The following is a 15,400-nucleotide window of genomic DNA, read 5'->3' as shown; positions in this document are numbered from 1 at the left end:
GCCCGGTGAGCGACCTCCTCCAGTAGGAGGCCGCTATGACCGACGTCACACTGCGCGTGCGCGAAGACGGCGCCGACGACGAGCGCATCGAGCAGCTCACCGCGTTCCTGCGGACGGAGCTCGGCGAGCTGGTCGCCGTCTCCGGTGTTCCCGGCGAGGCCCCCGAGGGCGCCAAGGCCATCGACCTGTACGAGCTCGGCACCCTGCTGACCACCGTCTCCCAGTCGGCCGTGCTGGCCGCGCTGATCAACGCGGTGTCGTCGTGGCTCGGCCAGCGCCGCGAGCGTTCGGTGACCGTCGAGGCGGGCGGCGACTCCCTGGAGCTGACCGGCGACCCGTCGGAAGCCGAGCTGGCGCAGCGTTCCGCGTGGCTCGGCCGCCACCTCCACCGCTACGCGCTGATCATCGCGAGCCACGAGTTCGCCGATCCCGGGCTGTCCTCTCTGCGCGCCCCGGCCCACGACGCCGCCCGCCTGGGCGAGGTGCTCGCGGACCCGCGCATCGGCGCCTTCCACGTGCGGACGCTGATCAACTCCCCGGCCGCCGAGGTGAACGAGGCCGTCGAGGACTTCTTCGCCGACCGCGAACCGGACGACCTGCTGGTCCTGCACTTCTCCGGTCACGGCGTGAAGGACGAGGCCGGCGAACTCCACTTCGCCACGTCCGGCACCAAGTTCTCCCGCCTGGCCGGCACCGCCGTGTCCGCGGACTTCGTGGCCCGCCGCATGAACCGCTCCCGTTCCCGCCGCATCGTGCTGCTGCTGGACTGCTGCTACTCCGGCGCGTTCGGCCGGGGCATGGTCGCCCGCGCGGGCGGCTCGGTCGGCCTGGAGGAACAGTTCGGCGGCAGCGGCCGGGCCGTCATCACCGCGTCGTCGGCCATGGAGTACGCCTTCGAGGGCGCGGCCGTGGCCGACTCGTCCGAGGGCGAACCGTCGGTCTTCACCTCGGCCCTGGTGCAGGGCCTGGAATCGGGCGACGCCGACCGCGACCAGGACGGCCACGTGGGCCTGGACGAGCTCTACGACTACGTCTACGACCGGGTCCGCCGCGTGACCCCGCACCAGACACCCGGCAAGTGGATGCTCGACGTGCGCGGCGACCTGCGCATAGCGCGCCGTGCCCGCCCTGTCTCGGTGCCGGTCGCGCTGCCGGCGGAACTGCAGGAGGCGATCGATCACTCGCTGCCGGGCGTGCGAGCGGGCGCGGTCCCCGAGCTGCGCCGGATGCTGTCCGTCGCGCACGAGGGGCGGGTGCTGGCGGCGAGGGTGGCGTTGCGGAGGCTGACGGAGGACGACAGCCGCATGGTGGCGTCGGCGGCCCGCGAGGCGCTGGGGGAGAAGGCCGCGCCGGCGCCGACCTCGCTGATCAAGCCGACGCCACCGGCGGCGAAGCACCCGGAACAGAGCTCACCGCGACAAAAGCTCCCGGAACAGAAAGCGCCGGAACCGAAGCCGAAGCCCCCGGAACCCAAGACCGTTCAGCCGGAGCCTCCGGCACCGAGACCGCTGGCCAGGGAGCCCGCGACGCCGCCGGAACCGGCCGCTCCTCGCCGGTCACCGGATCTGCTCACGGCCGCCATGACCGTGCTGCCCCGCCTCGCCGCGGGCCTCGCCCTCGCACTCCTGGTCCTGGGTCTGATGTCGATCCCCGGCGGCATCCTCGGCCGCCTCAACGACTCCAGCCACTACACCTTCGTGTTCGCCGCGGTCTGGCCGTGGGCGCTGGTCGCGGCGCTGTTCGTGCTCACCTGCCGAGACCACCCCTGGGTGCCGGGCGCCGCACTGGGCCTGCTGGCCGGCACGACAGGCCTGCTCAGCGGCTACGACGCCTTCACCTGGGTGCCGTACGCGCTGGCGGCGATCGCCCTGGCCGTCGCCTGCACGACGACCCCGTGGTGGCTGGCGGTCGCGGGAGGCGGTCTGGGAGCGCTGGGCGTCTACGTCGTCGCCTACGCGGCTCACGACCTGACATCGATCAACGGTGACGGTGAGGACCTGACCCTGATCGCCACCGCGGCCGCGCTCACCTGCCTGGCGGCGTACCGGACCTGGCGGGACGGGCGGTGGCTCAGCACGATCGCGCCCGCGTTGCTGTTGCTGGACGCGGTCGTCACGCTGACCGTCGAGGCCCCCCAGTACATCACCTACGCGAGCCTGGCCGGGCTGATCGTCGTCCCGCTGATCGTCGTCCTGACCACCGGCACCGCCAGGTTCGCGGCGGTGGTCGTCGTGGCCGCCGGACTTCTGGTGCGCGCCAACGACTTCGTGTCCGCGGACGAGCCGACGTTCACCAGCGTCGCCCACGTGGCGCTGCCACTCGCGGCAGCGGTGGTCGCCTACTTCTCGCGCTCCCGCTGAGCCTTCCGCCGCTTGCCCTCGTGCATCGCGACCACGCGGGCGACCGGGATGGTGTGCCCCTCGGCGATCAGGTCGGCGGACAGGCGTTGCGGCTTCGGCATCAGCTCGGTCCACGGGTCGCCGTCGAACCGGGTCCTGATGGTGAAGTCGGCCGGCGTGACGTCCCCCAGCGACTCCCACGGCACGGGGAACGAGATCGGCAGGCCCTCGCGCAACCGGGGGCTGTAGGCGGCGACGACCGTGGCACCCCAGGCGCGCGTCGAGTCCAGGAACACCTTCCCGCCCCGTTCGGCCCGGATGTAGGCGGTGGTCGCCAGCGAGGGGTCGAGCTTCTCCGCCCGCACGGCCACCGCGCGCGTCGCCGCGGCCACGTCGTCGGGGGAGTGCTCCTCCAGCGGCACGAAGATGTGCACGCCCTTGGCGCCGCTGGTCTTGACCGCGCCTTCGAGACCGGCCTGGGCGAGCGCCTCGCGGATCAGCAGCGCCGACCCGACCACGACGTCGAACCCGGCGCCCTCCGGCGGGTCGATGTCGAGCACCATGTGGGTCTGGTGGTGGTCCTCGCCGAAGTGCTCACCGAGGTACAGCGGCACGTGGTACTCGACCGCGCGCTGGTTCGCGAACCACATCAGCGTCTGCTTGTCGTCGCAGATCGCGTACCTGATCGCGCGGTGCGACGCCTCCGCCCAGACCTCGACGGTCCTGACGTAGTCCGGCGTGTACTTGGGGACGTTCTTCTGCATGAACGGGTCCTGGCCGCGCAGGATCCGCCACACCGACAGCTGCCGCCCCGCGAGCACCGGCACGAACCGGTCGGCCACGAAGTCCAGGTACTCCACCAGGTCGCCCTTGAGCAGGCCGCCGAACAACGGCTGGTCGAGCGACGAGAACTTCAGCGGGCTACTGCTCATCGGGAACCTCGAGTTCGTCTCGGGCAGCCCACTCCAGCAGCGGTTCGATCGACCAGGCCGCGTCGTCGATCCCGGCGTGCAGGTCGCCCAGTTCGGCGTAGCGCTTCGGCACGGTGGCGATGGTGAAGTCGTGCGGGTCGACGTCCGGGACCTCGTCCCACCGGATCGGCGTGGACACCGTCGCCTCCGGATAGCCGCGCACCGAGTAGGCGCTGGCGATCGTCCGGTCGCGCGTGTTCTGGTTGTAGTCCACGAAGACCAGTGACGGGTCCCGGTCCTTGCGCCACCACGAGGTCTCGACGTCGTCCGGCGCGCGTCGTTCGACCTCGTGCGCGAACGCCAGCGCGGCCTTGCGCACGTCCTGGAACCCGTGGTCCGGCTTGATCCGCACGTAGATGTGCAGGCCCTTCGAACCGGACGTCTTCGGGAACCCCGTCGCGCCCAGTTCGGCCAGCACCTCCTGCACCACCAGCGCCACCCGCCGCACGCGGTCGAACGAGCACGTGGGTCCGGGGTCGAGGTCGATGCGCCACTCGTCGGGCTTCTCGGTGTCGGCCGCGCGCGAGTTCCACGGGTGGAACTCCACAGTGGACATCTGCACCGCCCAGATCACGTCCGCGACGTGCGTGACGCACAGCTCGTCCGCGTGGCGGTTGTAGCGCGGGAAGTGCACCCGGACCGTCCGGATCCACGGCGGCGCTCCGTTCGGAAGCCTTTTCTGGTGCACCTTCTCGCCCGTGACGCCCTCGGGGAAGCGGTGCAGCATGCACGGCCGTTCCCGCAGCGCGCGGACGATTCCGTCGCCGACGGACAGGTAGTAATGCGCGAGGTCCAGTTTCGTCTCGCCGCGCGCGGGAAAGTAGACGCGGTCGGGGTTGGAGATCCGCACGACGCGGTCCTCCACCTCGAGCTCCACAGCCGGGGACTTGCCCATGCCCACCAACCTAACCGTTCGTCGGCCCGCACGCGGCGTTGCGCGCGGCCGGGCTGAGCGGCTACTCCGCTTCTGCCTCTTCGAGGCGCGCCTTCTCCGCCATACGCGCCTCTTCGGCCTTGAACTCCTTGTAGGTGGCGCGCTCGCGCACCAGCCAGTCCGGGTTCTCCTCCTTGAGCGCGTTGATCTGCTCGGTGGTCAGTGCCTCGGTGATGCCGGCGCGCACCAGGCCGCTGGCCGAGATGCCGAGCTTCTGCGCGATGAGCTGCTTGGGGTGCGGGCCGTTGCTGCGCAGGTCTGCGAGCCACTGTGGCGGGTTGGCCTGCAACTCGTTCAGCTCGTCGCGCGACACCACGCCCGCCTGGAACTCCTCGGGCGTCGCCTCGAGGTACACACCGAGCTTCTTGGCGGCGGTGGCGGGCTTCATGGTCTGCTGCGACTTCATGCGCAAAGAGTAACCGTTGCGTCCGGTAGCCTCAGCGCGTGACCGGATCGTTCACGCTCGCGTACGTCCCAGGCGTGACGCCGGGCAAGTGGGCACGGGTCTGGCAGGAACGCCTGCCGGAGACCGAGCTGACCCTCGTGCAGGTGCCCGCCGCCGAAGCAGCCGCCAGGGTGCGCGCCGGCGAGGCCGACGCCGCGCTGCTCAGGCTGCCGGGCGACCGCGAGGACCTGCACGCGATCCCGCTCTACACCGAGACCACCGTCGTCGTGTTCCCGAAGGACCACGAGTTCGCCGCGGCCGGCGAACTGTCCCTCGAGGACCTGGCGGAACACGTTCTGTGGCAACCGCTCGACGACACCCTGGGCTGGGACGAGGTGCCCGGTCAGCCGCCCGTCGAACGTCCCGAGACCACCGCGGACGCCATCGCGGTCGTGGCGGCGGGCGTCGGCATGCTGGTCGTGCCGCAGTCGCTGGCCCGCCTGCACCACCGCAAGGACCTCAAGCACGTGCCGCTGTCCGACGCGCCGCAGTCCCGCGTCGCGCTGTCGTTCCCGATCCGCGACGAGAACCCCGAGCTGATCGAGCACATGATCGGCATCGTGCGCGGCCGCACGGCCAACAGCACCCGCGGTCCCGCGGCCGAGCCCGCCCCGAAGCAGGCTCCCAAACAGGCGCCGAAGCAGGCACCGAAGCAGCGGCGGGGCCCGGCGCCGCAGCAGAAGAAGCAGCCCGCGAAGCGCGCGAAACCCCGTCGCGGTCGCTGATCCCGAAGGCGGTCGCGGGGCCGGGCGGTCGCCGCCCGGCCCCGCCCGTGCTCACTGGCCCTGCGCGGCGATCTGCTCGCGCAGGCGGTCCTCCTGCGCCTGGATCTCGGGCGTGACGATGTTCTCGAACGCCTCGGGGCCGTGGACCTGGCGGATCTCGACCTCGCCGGTCTGGAACGGCGCCTTCTTCAGCCACTCCACGGCGTCCTGCAGCGACGGGAGCTCCCAGATCCAGAAGCCGGCGATCAGCTCCTTGGTCTCGGCGAACGGGCCGTCGGTGACCGTCGTGCCGCCCTTGCCGTCGAACGCGACCCGTGCGCCCTTGGCACTCGGGTAGAGACCGTCGCCCGCGAGCATCACCCCGGCCTTGACGAGCTCCTCGTTGTAGTCGCCCATCGCGGCCAGTTCCTCGCTGGTGGGCATGATGGAGCTCTCGGTGTCCTCGTTCGCCTTGACGATGACCATGAACCGCATTGTGATCTCCTCTGGCTGGTGTCAGGTGCGTTTGTACCCAGGCGTCGATCGGGGACCCTGGCGTTTCGACCGGCTTCCGGCAATTGTGACCGGGGTCACAAGATTAGGGTGGACGGCATGCACGAAGACGTCGACTGGATCCTCGAGAACTGCCAGGTCTGGGCCATCGTCGGCCTCTCGGACAACCCGTCCCGCGCGGCCCACGGCGTGGCCCGCTTCCTGCAGCAACGCGGGAAGAAGATCGTGCCGGTGCACCCGTCCGCCGAGACCGTGCACGGCGAGCAGGGCTACCCGACGCTGGCGGACGTCCCGTTCCCGGTCGACGTCGTGGACGTGTTCCGCCGCTCGGAGGACGCCGGCCAGTTCGCGGACGAGGCCGTCGCGATCGGGGCGAAGGCGGTCTGGTTCCAGCTCGGCGTGGTCGACGACGCGGCGTACACGCGCACGCGGGAGGCCAGGCTGCACATGGTGATGGACGTCTGTCCCGCGATTGAGTGGCGCTCCCGTTGAACAAGTAGCTAACCTGCTCTGTGTCGTCTCCGGACACCTGGGGGTTCTGGGGAGATTCAGCCTGGGGGGCTTGATTCAGCATGCTCGTCGACATCACCGCGCTGCGGCCCGCGGACTCGCCACGGCTTCGTGGCCTCAGCGATGACTTCGTTCGTTCACTGGCGTCTTCCGGCGCCCACCTGCCACCGATCGTGGTGCACCGCTCGACGATGAAGGTCGTCGACGGCACCCACCGCCTGAAGGCCGCCGTGCTGCGCGGCTGCCGCTCCGTCGAGGTCGAGTACGTCGACGGACCCGCCGAGGACCTCTTCGGGCTGGCGGTGTCGCTGAACCTCGCGACGCTGTCGACCGCCGACCGCGAGGCGGCGGCCAGGAGGTTGCTGCGCTCGCACCCGCAGTGGTCGGACCGGGCGATCGCCGCGTCCACAGGCCTCGCCGCCAAGTCCGTCGGCGTGCTGCGACGCGCCGTGGGCGGTCAGGCCCCGGTGCGGGTAGGCAGGGACGGAAAGCTCCGGCCGGTCAACTCCGCCGCCGGCCGCCGGCTCGCCGGCCGGATGGCCCAGGAGCGCCCCGACGCCTCACTGCGCGACATCGCCCGCGCCGCCGGGGTGTCACCGGGCACCGTCCGGGACGTCCGCCGCCGGCTGAGTGCCGGCCTGGATCCCGTGCCGGAACGGATGCGGGCCGCCGAACGCGCGGACGCGGCGCTTCCCGCCGGGCGCAACGAGGTGCGCGATCCCGACGCCACCCTGCCGATCCTGCGGCGCGATCCCTCGTTGCGGTTCAACGAGCACGGACGGCTGGTGCTGCGCTGGCTCGAGGCGCACGCGGTGTCCTCCGGCGAGTGGGCCACCGTCGTGCCCGGGGTGCCGTCGCACTGCCGGGAACTGGTGGCGGACATGGCTCGCGGTTGCGCGGAGGCCTGGGTGGAGATGGCCGAGGCATTGGAGCGGGAAGGGCAGCGGACCGCGGTTTAGCCCGTACGGCTCAACCCGTTCCGCTAGCCTCTGATCGCGTGATGTCAAAGGCGATCCTGGGGGACGCATGATCGATCCGGAGCAACTGCTCAGCCAGTACGAGGGCAAGCTCGCCGAGGCTCAGGCCAAGAGCGACGCCATCCGCGAGAACCTCGCGACCTTGCAGGTCACCGAACGCAGTGCGGACGGACAGATCACGGTGACCGTGAACGACTCGGGCAACCTGGTCGGCCTGCAGCTCGGTCAGGCACTGCAGCGCAAGGACGGTGCTGCCGTCGCGCAGGACATCCTGCGCACGCTGCAGGCCGCGCAGAGCAAGGTCGCGAACACGGTCCAGGAGGCCATGGCGCCGTTGATGGGCGCCGACTCCGAAGCCATGCACATGATGATGGACAAGCTGCGCAGCGCCCAGCCACCGCCCCCGGTCGAGCAGTACGTGCCCGGCGGCGGCGGAGGATGGGGCCCCACCCAGTCGCGCCTGGGGGCCATCGAGGACGACGGTGTGCCGCCGCCTCCCCAGGCTCGCCCGCAGCAGCCTCCCCCGACTCGCCCGCAGCCGCCCCGGCGCCGTCCGGCCGAGGACGATGACGACGACTTCGGCAACGGAGGGTTCCTCCGATGACCTACCGCATCGACCTCGGGGAGATGGAAAGCCACGCCGGCCGGGTCAACGAGATCGGCGGGCGCATCAACACCGCCATCGGCGCGGGCAGTTCGGCCGAGAACCCCGAGGCGTTCGGGCTGCTCGGCATGCCGCTCGCCGCCATCTGCTTCGGCGCGCAGCACATGGCGATGAACGTGCTGAAGGAGGCCGCCCAGGCCGCCACCGACCACCACAAGCGGGTGCTCGCGTGGCGCGACGACGTGAAGGACAACGAAGAGATGCAGCGCGACCGCTTCAAGGTCGAGGACTGATGACCACGCCGAGCGTGGGGCCCGCACCAGCCCCGAACCCGCTGATCCGCAAGGGCTCCGAGACTCCGGCCACCGAGGGCGCGGGGATGTTCCACGACGCCACCGAGGCGGTCAAGGGCTTCGCCGACGGCAACTGGGCCGAGGGTCTGCTGAATGTGGCGAGCGCCGCCGGTGACTTCGCCAAGATTGCCACCGACCCGCTCGCGTACCTGGCCAGCGCGGGTATCGGCTGGTTGTTCGAACACGTCAGCTTCCTCAAGGAACCGCTCGACTGGCTGACCGGTGACCAGCAGACGCTGGACGGCATGGCACAGACGTGGCAGTCCGTCGGCAGCTACATGGACGAGATCTCCACCGACCTCAAGAGCGCCGTCAGCAAGGACGCCGGCCAGTGGCTGGGCGACGACTCGGTCGCCTACCGCGCGTTCGGCGAGGACCGCGCGGACACCTACGGCGCTGTCGGCACCGCCGCCAGCGGCATGGGCATCCTGGTCACGATCTGCCGGACGATCCTCAAGGTCGTCCGCGACATCGTGCGCGACCTGATCTCCGAGGCGATCGGCAAGCTGATCAGCATCTGCCTGCGCTGGGCTCCGGCGATGGCGGCGTTCGGCGCGGGTGTCGCCGGTGCCGTCGCCGAATGCGTACCCACCGCCGTGCGGTACGCGAACAAGTGCATCGAGTGGTGCCGCAAGCTCACCAGCGCGTTCGGCAAGGCAGGCGGTCTGTTCAAGAAGCTCGACGACATCCTCGCCAACGCCAGCAAGAACCTCGCCAAGAGCGGCGACGACTTCGTGACGGTGTTGCGGGCGACCGAGGCCGCGGACATCGCCCGCAAGACGAGGGCGTTCAACTTCGGTGAGATGGCGTCGGAGGCGGGCCAGGCCGCCAAGAAGGTCGTCGTCGACGGCGTCACCGGCCTCCCGAAGGACATCGGCCCTGCCATGGGCGAGGAGTTCCGCAAGGAGGTCGCGAAGGTCTGGGACAACGGTGGCTGGCTGAACTGGCGCGAGCTCCAGCAGAAGCAGATAGAGGACGAGGCGAAAAAGTGATGAAGGCTCTGCACCGCATCTTTGCCTTCCTGCTGGTTCCGTTCATCGGCTACCTGCTCGGCGCCACGATCTTCAACTTCTTCTGGGACAAGGCCGAACCCGGCGACCTGGCGAAGGCCGACATGATCGTGGTGGCGCAGTCCTGCGAACGCAAGGGACCCGTGGCCTGGCGGGGTTTCGGCTACTACTACAAGTGCAAGGTCCAGCGCCGGTTCGCCGACGGCGACACCAACACGACGACGGTGACCGGTTGGCTCGATCCGTCCGACATCGGCAAGGAGTACGCCGCCAACACCCCACGGCGTTCGCAGCCCGCGCCAGAGGAACGGCCCTACGACTGGGCCGCCGGGCTGTGCACGTTCGTCTTCGGGATCTTGTACATGTTCGTGATCGCGAAGGTCGCTGTTCCCGCCATGCCGAAGAGGTACCAGCTGCCCGAGCCGCAGGAGCCGCCGGCGACCTAGGCGAAGAGGATCTCGCCGATCTCACCCGCCACCTCACGGCCCGCCGCGGGACGTAAGCGCGACAACAGCTTGCTGAACGCTGTCAGATCAATGTGGACGGTCGCGGACTGCACCTGGCGGATGTCGTCGAGCAGTCCCTCGACCAGTGCGCAGGCGTGGTCGACGTCGCCCGCCGCGGCGTGGGCCAGTGCCCTGCGCAGGCCGAAACGGGTGCGGGCGCGCAGGGCCGTGGGGGCGATCAGCGGCATCTGGTCGTCGAGAATGGCCGCCGCCTCCGCGTGCCGGCCGAGGTCGTGGAACGACCAGGCCCGCGCGATGGCGACCTGGTCGATCAGACTCGTTGTGCCGTAACGGGAATCGCTCACGGCGCGCTGGAGTTCGTCGGCGCGGTCGAGTGCGGCCTGGCAGCGGTCGGCGGCTCCGGCCAGGGCATAACCCTGGGCCTCGCGCTGGGCTGCCACGGCCTGCACGGCGGTCGAGCGGGACTTGCCTGCCTTGCGGGCGAAGGCGACGGTGGCGTGGGCGTCGCCGCGGTAGAGCGCGAACTCCGACGCTCGGACGTACGCGTAGGCCTCCAGGTCCGGGTCGCCGCCCTTCGCGGCGTACTGGACCGCGCGGCGGGTGAGCTCGGCCGCCGAGGCGTCGTCGCCGCGTTCCTGCTCCATCCAGCCCGCGTACTCGGCGTACCGGGCGGCCAGCAGCCACAGGCCGCGTCCCAGGCCTGGGTCGTCGGCGGAGCGGGCCATGGAACTCAGGGCGTCGACCTGGGGACGCAGGCTCGACAGCACCACCTCCGGGCTCAGCCGGTGCCCGAGGGCGCGGTGGTGGTCGAACATCGAGTCGAAGGTGAGCAACGTCGTGTGGTCGCTCGGGATCGGGCGCGCCGGGGCGTCGGCCAGTTCGATCAGGTGACCGTCGGCCTGCAGGACGTTGTCGAAGAGCCTGGCCATTTCGGGGTTCGGCTGGACCTGGCCGTTCTCGATCTTGCTGAGGTGTCCCTTGCTGTACGGTACGAGGCCGGTCATCTGGCTGAGCGAGAGCCCGCGCTCGTTGCGCAGGCGGCGAACCTCCTGGGCGAACGTGGGCGACAACGGCTTCACCCCCCTCCCCCCGGAAGTGTGTACGTCGTCAAACACCCCAATGCGGAATGTCCATTAATTGGCCTGTGATTGACGATCAACTGGGGCTATCTCAAGCGGTCGGCGATGGTTCCATGTGAGTCATGGTGATGACGCGGTCCGACGAGGCGGCTGGTGTGGTGATGGTCTGGCAGCGCTTGGCGACCAACGTGGTCCACCGGTCGCCGTGGTTCGAGGTGCGCGCCGACAGCGTCGTCAGACCCGACGGTGGCCATGGCACCTACACCCACGTCGTGGCGCCGGGATCGGTGACGGTCCTCGCGATCCAGGACGACGACGAGGTCGTGCTGACCCGCCAGTGGATCTACACCCACGGCGGCACGGAATGGCGGCTGCCCGGCGGCGCCGTCGACGAGACGGACTCCGATCCGCTGGCCGCGGCACGTCGTGAGCTCGCGGAGGAGACCGGGCTGCGGGCGGCGAGCTGGGAGCGGCTCGGCCAGATCCACGGCGCCGACAGCCTGAGCAACCACGTCGACCACATCTTCCTGGCCACCGAACTCACCCAGGGCGAGCCGGCGCTCGAACCCGGTGAGGCGGACCTGCGCGTGCGGACCATGCCGTTCTGCCATGCGCTCGACCTCGTCCGCCAGGGCATGCTCCCGCACGCCGGCAGTTCGCACGCCCTGCTCGTCATGGCGCTGCGCCGCACGACCCAGAAATAACGCTCCGAGGGTTTCCTCATTCAGTGTGAAACAGGAAACCCGTTCTCATTCGACTGGCGAAAAGCCATTCTTGGTGCATCGGCGAGAACATCAGCCCGAAAGCCAGTCAGAATGAGAAGGTGAATTCTTCGATGAGAATGATCTGCTCACTCGCCACCGTTGTGAAGGTTGCGACGATCTGCCTTCTCGTGGGATTCATGGCCGGCAGCGTCTTCATCGCGACGGTGATCTGACTCCGTTTCGGACTGCGGTTCTCCCTGACCATCAAAGGGAGGTGTCAGCCGTGGAACCGCACTTCTGCATCGAGATGATCTGAACGGCTCCGGCTATCAGCGTGGCGTCCACTGCACGCCGTAGCCGCGGCCCTGACGAGGGTGTGGGAACTGCACGTCGATCTCACCGATCTCGTCCAGCGGCAACGACTGCGGCCAAGGCGTCAGGTCATCGGTGTCGCGCGCCAGGGCTTCCTCGACGCGCCACACCGACTCCGGCAGGTCGTCCCGGTCGAACCGCACCCGCAACCGGAACGACTCGCACATCCGCTCCGGCCAGAACACGTAGGTCGGACGCATCGGCTGTCCGCGCGGCACGCGCACTTCGAGCGCGAACTGGTGCGTTTGTCCTGCGTTGAGGGGTCGGGGCAACCGCAGCTTCATCAGGAAGCGCCGCGGGGACGGACGTTCGTGGCCGATGAGCTCGACCCCGTGCAACACCTCCACGTCCAGGTCGCCTGGAGCACCGTCGGGCGTGGGGGAGGGGATCGTGATCGACCACGCGATCTCGTTGACACCGTCGGTGTCGGCCACAACGGTCCGGCGTTCCGTGCACGCGGGCGTCGGACCGTCCAGCTTCAGCAGCGCGTCGAACTCCTTGACGTGCCACAGTTCCGACGGCGCCACGTGCGTCGTCGAAGGGGCCGGCTGCAGCGCCACCTCCACCAGGCGCTGCAGTCCGGCGTCCATCCTCCTGCGCACCGTTCGCGCACCGCGGTCCTGTTGTCTCGCGAGCCACTCGATGCGTTCGTTGAGGAACCGGAACTGCGCCCCCGGCACAAGGTGCGCAGTTCTTCCATCAGCTGCTCAGGTGCGACAGACATCCGTCCTCCGCGCGGAAATGCTTTGCCGGGCATGTCGGGCTTACCTGATCGGACGTTACTCCGGATGCACCATCCGGGTGAACGTGAACATCGGCAGCGGAAGGGATTGTGCTACACCGTCCCGCTAGATGATCACCGCCGAACGACTGATGTCCTGGCCTGGCCATCACCGGTAACGTGCTGGTCACGGGCGGTGACTCCCTCCGGTCGCCGCCAACCCTGCCGATGGAGGTTGTTTTCGTGCTGCGCACAATACTGAGCGTTGCCACGGTGTTCTCGCTGATCAGCGGCGTTCCTGCGGTCGCTGCCCCGGCCGAGGGCGCCTACCTGCTGCAGTTCCGCACCACCCTGTCCGACGGCCAGCGCCACCAGCTCGAGGGCCTCGGCGTGCGGCTCGGCGCGTTCGTCCAGGACGGCACCTACGTCGCCCGCATGACGAACACCGCGCGCGTCGCGCGGCTGAGCTACGTGCGGGAGGTGAAGCCGTTCCAGGCCCAGCCGCAGATCATGGCGCTGGGCGGCTCGTCCGACTACCTGATCACGCTGGTCGAGCAGGACGCGGCCGACCAGAGGACCGTCGCCGCCAGGGTGAAGTCCTTGGGCGGCAAGGTGAACGTCATCTCCGAGAGCCGTGAGCACATCATGGCCACCTTGGACGCCGGACAAGCCGCACAGCTCGCGAAGCTGCCCGCCGTGATCGCGATCGACCCGGTGTCCACGCCGGAGACCGACATGGCGATCTCGCGCGCGTCGTCCGGTGCCAACCACATCGAGGCCGCGGGCGGCTACCGCGGCCAGGGCGTGCGCGGCGAGGTGATGGACGGCGGCCTGCGCACCACGCACCAGGAGTTCCGTGCCCGGCCGCCGGTGATGCACACCGCCAACTCGTCGAGCACCTCGCACGGCACCGCGACGTACGGGCAGATCTTCGCGTCCGGCGTCTCGTCCGCGCAGCGCGGCCTGCTGCCCGAGGCGCAGGGCATCTTCGCCGTCTACAACTCCGGTGACCGGTACGCGCACACCAAGCGGCTCGTCGACCCGGCGGGCCAGTACCGGGCCGTGTTCCAGAGCAACAGCTGGGGCAGCTCGCTCACCACGTCGTACAACTCCATCTCGCAGGAGCTGGACCGGATCGTGTTCGACCACGACCTGCTGATCTGCCAGTCGCAGAGCAACGCGGGCACCAGAAGCTCGCGCCCGCAGGCGTGGTCGAAGAACGTGCTGTCGGTCGGCGGCCACTACCACTACAACACCGCCTCGCGCACCGACGACAAGTGGAACGGCGGAGCGTCGATCGGCCCCGCCGCCGACGGCCGCATCAAGCCGGAGCTCTCGAACTTCTACGACCGCATCGACACCACGACGTCCACCAGCGACACCGCGTACACGACGTCGTTCGGCGGCACGTCCGGCGCCACGCCGATCACCTGCGGCAACGCCGGTCTGCTGTTCCAGATGTGGTCCGACGGCGTGTTCGACGGCGCCCCCGGCAAGAAGCGCGACGTGTTCGCGTCCCGCCCGCACGCGGCGACCGCGAAGGCGCTGCTCATCAACACCGCCGACCAGCACGCGTTCTCCGGCACCACGCACGACCAGACCCGCACGCACCAGGGCTGGGGCACGGCGTCGGTCCGCAACCTCTACGACCGCGCCAAGGCGGGCGGCTGGAAGCTGCCGGTCCTGGTGAACGAGACCGATCTGCTGACGACCGGTCAGTCGCGCAAGTACACCGTGGCGTCCAACGGCCAGACGCCGCTGCGCGCGACGCTGGCCTACACCGACCCGGCCGGTTCGCCGACCGCGGCCAAGGCGACCGTCAACGACCTGACGCTGAAGGTCACCGCCCCCAACGGCACCGTCTACTGGGGCAACAACGGCCTGCTGGCCGGCAACTGGTCCACGGCCGGCGGCGTCGCGAACACCGTCGACACCGTGGAGAACGTCCTCGTCCAGACGCCCGCCGCGGGCAACTGGACGGTCGAGGTGATCGCGACCTCGGTCAACGTGGACGGTCACAGGGAGACGACCGCGACCGACGCCGACTACGCGCTGGTCGTGTCGTAGCAGCTATTCGAACCTGGCCGGGTCGCCCGCGCCGTAGCGGATGATCTCGGCCTCGCCGCTCGAGAAGTCCACCACCGTGGTGGGCGTGGTGCCGCACTCCCCGGAGTCGAGCACCGCGTCCACCACGTGGTCGAGGCGTTCCTTGATCTCCCAGCCCTGCACGAGCGGCTCGGCCTCGTCGGGCAGCAGCAGGGTGCTGGTGAGCAGCGGCTCGCCCATCGCGTCGAGCAGCGCCTGCGTCACGACGTGGTCCGGGATGCGCGCGCCCACCGTCTTCTTCTTCGGGTGCATCATGCGGCGCGGCACCTCCTTCGTCGCGGGCAGGATGAACGTGTAGTTGCCCGGCGTGGAGGCCTTGACCGCGCGGAACACCGCGTTGTCGACGACGACGAACTGACCGAGCTGGGCGAAGTTCTCGCACATCAGCGTGAAGTGGTGCTTGTCGTCGAGCTTGCGGATCTCCCGGATGCGGTCGATGCCGTCCTTGTTGCCCAGACGGCAGCCGAGCGCGTAGCAGGAGTCGGTCGGGTACGCGATCAGGCCGTCCTCCTGCAGGATCCGCACAGCCTGGTCGATGGCGCGCTTCTGCGGGTTGACCGGGTGGACGTCGAGGTACTTGGCCATGGCCGG

General features: G+C 69.7%; 17 protein-coding genes. 10 read left to right on the top strand and 7 right to left on the bottom strand.

Translation table 11 applies throughout. The features are described 5' to 3' along the window. Window positions 1-35: 35 nt before the first annotated feature. Window positions 36-2,360: a caspase family protein gene (locus IG04_RS43750; RefSeq protein WP_051769029.1), complete on the top strand. Its 2,325-nt coding sequence runs from the start codon at window positions 36-38 to the stop codon at window positions 2,358-2,360. Here IG04_RS43750 and IG04_RS0106365 read toward each other — a convergent pair. From IG04_RS0106365 to IG04_RS0106355, 3 genes are all read right to left on the bottom strand, one after another. Then, window positions 2,339-3,271, bottom strand: a complete 933-nt coding sequence (locus tag IG04_RS0106365; protein ID WP_030475596.1) for a DNA polymerase domain-containing protein — start codon at window positions 3,269-3,271, stop codon at window positions 2,339-2,341. The two genes, IG04_RS43750 and IG04_RS0106365, sit on opposite strands and share 22 nt — an antisense overlap. Beyond that, a complete protein-coding gene (ligD, locus tag IG04_RS0106360) occupies window positions 3,261-4,205 on the bottom strand; it encodes a non-homologous end-joining DNA ligase (protein WP_030475595.1) in 945 nt (314 codons plus the stop codon). The genes IG04_RS0106365 and ligD overlap by 11 nt, the downstream gene beginning before the upstream one ends. A 61-nt stretch (window positions 4,206-4,266) precedes the next feature. After that, window positions 4,267-4,632, bottom strand: a complete 366-nt coding sequence (locus IG04_RS0106355) for a DUF5997 family protein (RefSeq protein ID WP_211257694.1) — start codon at window positions 4,630-4,632, stop codon at window positions 4,267-4,269. A 56-nt stretch (window positions 4,633-4,688) separates the two neighbouring features. Here IG04_RS0106355 and IG04_RS0106350 point away from each other — a divergent pair, with 56 nt between their 5' ends. Next, entirely contained in the window at window positions 4,689-5,414 is a 726-nt protein-coding gene (locus IG04_RS0106350) for a LysR substrate-binding domain-containing protein (protein ID WP_030475593.1), read from the top strand. Between the two features lie 51 nt (window positions 5,415-5,465). Here the strand turns inward: IG04_RS0106350 and IG04_RS0106345 are convergent, their stop codons facing one another. After that, window positions 5,466-5,888, bottom strand: a complete 423-nt coding sequence (locus IG04_RS0106345; protein WP_030475592.1) for a YciI family protein — start codon at window positions 5,886-5,888, stop codon at window positions 5,466-5,468. A 117-nt stretch (window positions 5,889-6,005) separates the two neighbouring features. Between IG04_RS0106345 and IG04_RS0106340 the strand changes: the two genes are divergently transcribed. From IG04_RS0106340 to IG04_RS0106315, 6 genes are all read left to right on the top strand, one after another. Then, window positions 6,006-6,398: a CoA-binding protein gene (locus tag IG04_RS0106340; RefSeq protein WP_030475591.1), complete on the top strand. Its 393-nt coding sequence runs from the start codon at window positions 6,006-6,008 to the stop codon at window positions 6,396-6,398. Window positions 6,399-6,478: 80 nt separating this feature from the next. Then, entirely contained in the window at window positions 6,479-7,375 is an 897-nt protein-coding gene (locus IG04_RS0106335) for a ParB/RepB/Spo0J family partition protein (protein ID WP_036013937.1), read from the top strand. A 67-nt stretch (window positions 7,376-7,442) separates the two neighbouring features. Beyond that, on the top strand, window positions 7,443-7,997 hold the full coding sequence (locus IG04_RS0106330; protein WP_030475589.1) for a YbaB/EbfC family nucleoid-associated protein: 555 nt from the start codon (window positions 7,443-7,445) through the stop codon (window positions 7,995-7,997). Then, entirely contained in the window at window positions 7,994-8,290 is a 297-nt protein-coding gene (locus tag IG04_RS0106325) for a hypothetical protein (protein ID WP_030475588.1), read from the top strand. Before IG04_RS0106330 ends, IG04_RS0106325 begins: the two co-directional genes overlap by 4 nt. Continuing rightward, entirely contained in the window at window positions 8,290-9,342 is a 1,053-nt protein-coding gene (locus tag IG04_RS0106320; RefSeq protein WP_051769027.1) for a hypothetical protein, read from the top strand. The genes IG04_RS0106325 and IG04_RS0106320 overlap by 1 nt, the downstream gene beginning before the upstream one ends. Further along, window positions 9,342-9,806, top strand: a complete 465-nt coding sequence (locus IG04_RS0106315) for a DUF6346 domain-containing protein (RefSeq protein WP_030475586.1) — start codon at window positions 9,342-9,344, stop codon at window positions 9,804-9,806. The genes IG04_RS0106320 and IG04_RS0106315 overlap by 1 nt, the downstream gene beginning before the upstream one ends. On the opposite strand, the gene IG04_RS0106310 is transcribed toward IG04_RS0106315, so the two are convergent. Further along, window positions 9,803-10,906, bottom strand: a complete 1,104-nt coding sequence (locus IG04_RS0106310) for a helix-turn-helix domain-containing protein (protein ID WP_051769024.1) — start codon at window positions 10,904-10,906, stop codon at window positions 9,803-9,805. The genes IG04_RS0106315 and IG04_RS0106310 overlap by 4 nt on opposite strands. Window positions 10,907-11,028: 122 nt before the next feature. On the opposite strand from IG04_RS0106310, the gene IG04_RS0106305 reads away from it, so the two are divergent. After that, complete coding sequence (locus IG04_RS0106305; RefSeq protein WP_245816568.1) at window positions 11,029-11,610, top strand: NUDIX domain-containing protein; 582 nt, start codon at window positions 11,029-11,031, stop codon at window positions 11,608-11,610. Between the two features lie 329 nt (window positions 11,611-11,939). On the opposite strand, the gene IG04_RS0106295 is transcribed toward IG04_RS0106305, so the two are convergent. After that, window positions 11,940-12,572, bottom strand: coding sequence for a hypothetical protein (locus IG04_RS0106295; RefSeq protein ID WP_144065600.1), 633 nt, complete (start codon window positions 12,570-12,572; stop codon window positions 11,940-11,942). Window positions 12,573-12,946: 374 nt separating this feature from the next. Between IG04_RS0106295 and IG04_RS0106290 the strand changes: the two genes are divergently transcribed. Then, window positions 12,947-14,770, top strand: coding sequence for a S8 family serine peptidase (locus IG04_RS0106290; RefSeq protein ID WP_245816566.1), 1,824 nt, complete (start codon window positions 12,947-12,949; stop codon window positions 14,768-14,770). 3 nt (window positions 14,771-14,773) lie between these two features. Here the strand turns inward: IG04_RS0106290 and IG04_RS0106285 are convergent, their stop codons facing one another. Then, on the bottom strand, window positions 14,774-15,394 hold the full coding sequence (locus IG04_RS0106285; RefSeq protein WP_030475581.1) for an L-threonylcarbamoyladenylate synthase: 621 nt from the start codon (window positions 15,392-15,394) through the stop codon (window positions 14,774-14,776). Window positions 15,395-15,400 lie beyond the last annotated feature (6 nt).

This window comes from Lentzea albidocapillata, from assembly GCF_000719115.1.
GTDB lineage: Bacteria > Actinomycetota > Actinomycetes > Mycobacteriales > Pseudonocardiaceae > Lentzea > Lentzea albidocapillata.
The sequence above is the reverse complement of the archived record's forward strand: the minus strand, read 5'-3'. Positions and strand labels throughout refer to the sequence as shown.

What these genes read in the sequence shown, in the direction of transcription:
- IG04_RS0106295 (WP_144065600.1), bottom strand. Translation starts at nt 12,572, where the DNA reads ATGGACGCCGGACTGCAGCGCCTGGTGGAGGTGGCGCTGCAGCCGGCC.
- IG04_RS0106365 (WP_030475596.1), bottom strand. Translation starts at nt 3,271, where the DNA reads ATGAGCAGTAGCCCGCTGAAGTTCTCGTCGCTCGACCAGCCGTTGTTC.
- IG04_RS0106355 (WP_211257694.1), bottom strand. Translation starts at nt 4,632, where the DNA reads ATGAAGCCCGCCACCGCCGCCAAGAAGCTCGGTGTGTACCTCGAGGCG.
- IG04_RS0106330 (WP_030475589.1), top strand. Translation starts at nt 7,443, where the DNA reads ATGATCGATCCGGAGCAACTGCTCAGCCAGTACGAGGGCAAGCTCGCC.
- ligD (WP_030475595.1), bottom strand. Translation starts at nt 4,205, where the DNA reads ATGGGCAAGTCCCCGGCTGTGGAGCTCGAGGTGGAGGACCGCGTCGTG.
- IG04_RS0106285 (WP_030475581.1), bottom strand. Translation starts at nt 15,394, where the DNA reads ATGGCCAAGTACCTCGACGTCCACCCGGTCAACCCGCAGAAGCGCGCC.
- IG04_RS0106345 (WP_030475592.1), bottom strand. Translation starts at nt 5,888, where the DNA reads ATGCGGTTCATGGTCATCGTCAAGGCGAACGAGGACACCGAGAGCTCC.
- IG04_RS0106315 (WP_030475586.1), top strand. Translation starts at nt 9,342, where the DNA reads ATGAAGGCTCTGCACCGCATCTTTGCCTTCCTGCTGGTTCCGTTCATC.
- IG04_RS0106335 (WP_036013937.1), top strand. Translation starts at nt 6,479, where the DNA reads ATGCTCGTCGACATCACCGCGCTGCGGCCCGCGGACTCGCCACGGCTT.
- IG04_RS0106340 (WP_030475591.1), top strand. Translation starts at nt 6,006, where the DNA reads ATGCACGAAGACGTCGACTGGATCCTCGAGAACTGCCAGGTCTGGGCC.
- IG04_RS0106325 (WP_030475588.1), top strand. Translation starts at nt 7,994, where the DNA reads ATGACCTACCGCATCGACCTCGGGGAGATGGAAAGCCACGCCGGCCGG.
- IG04_RS0106305 (WP_245816568.1), top strand. Translation starts at nt 11,029, where the DNA reads ATGGTGATGACGCGGTCCGACGAGGCGGCTGGTGTGGTGATGGTCTGG.
- IG04_RS43750 (WP_051769029.1), top strand. Translation starts at nt 36, where the DNA reads ATGACCGACGTCACACTGCGCGTGCGCGAAGACGGCGCCGACGACGAG.
- IG04_RS0106320 (WP_051769027.1), top strand. Translation starts at nt 8,290, where the DNA reads ATGACCACGCCGAGCGTGGGGCCCGCACCAGCCCCGAACCCGCTGATC.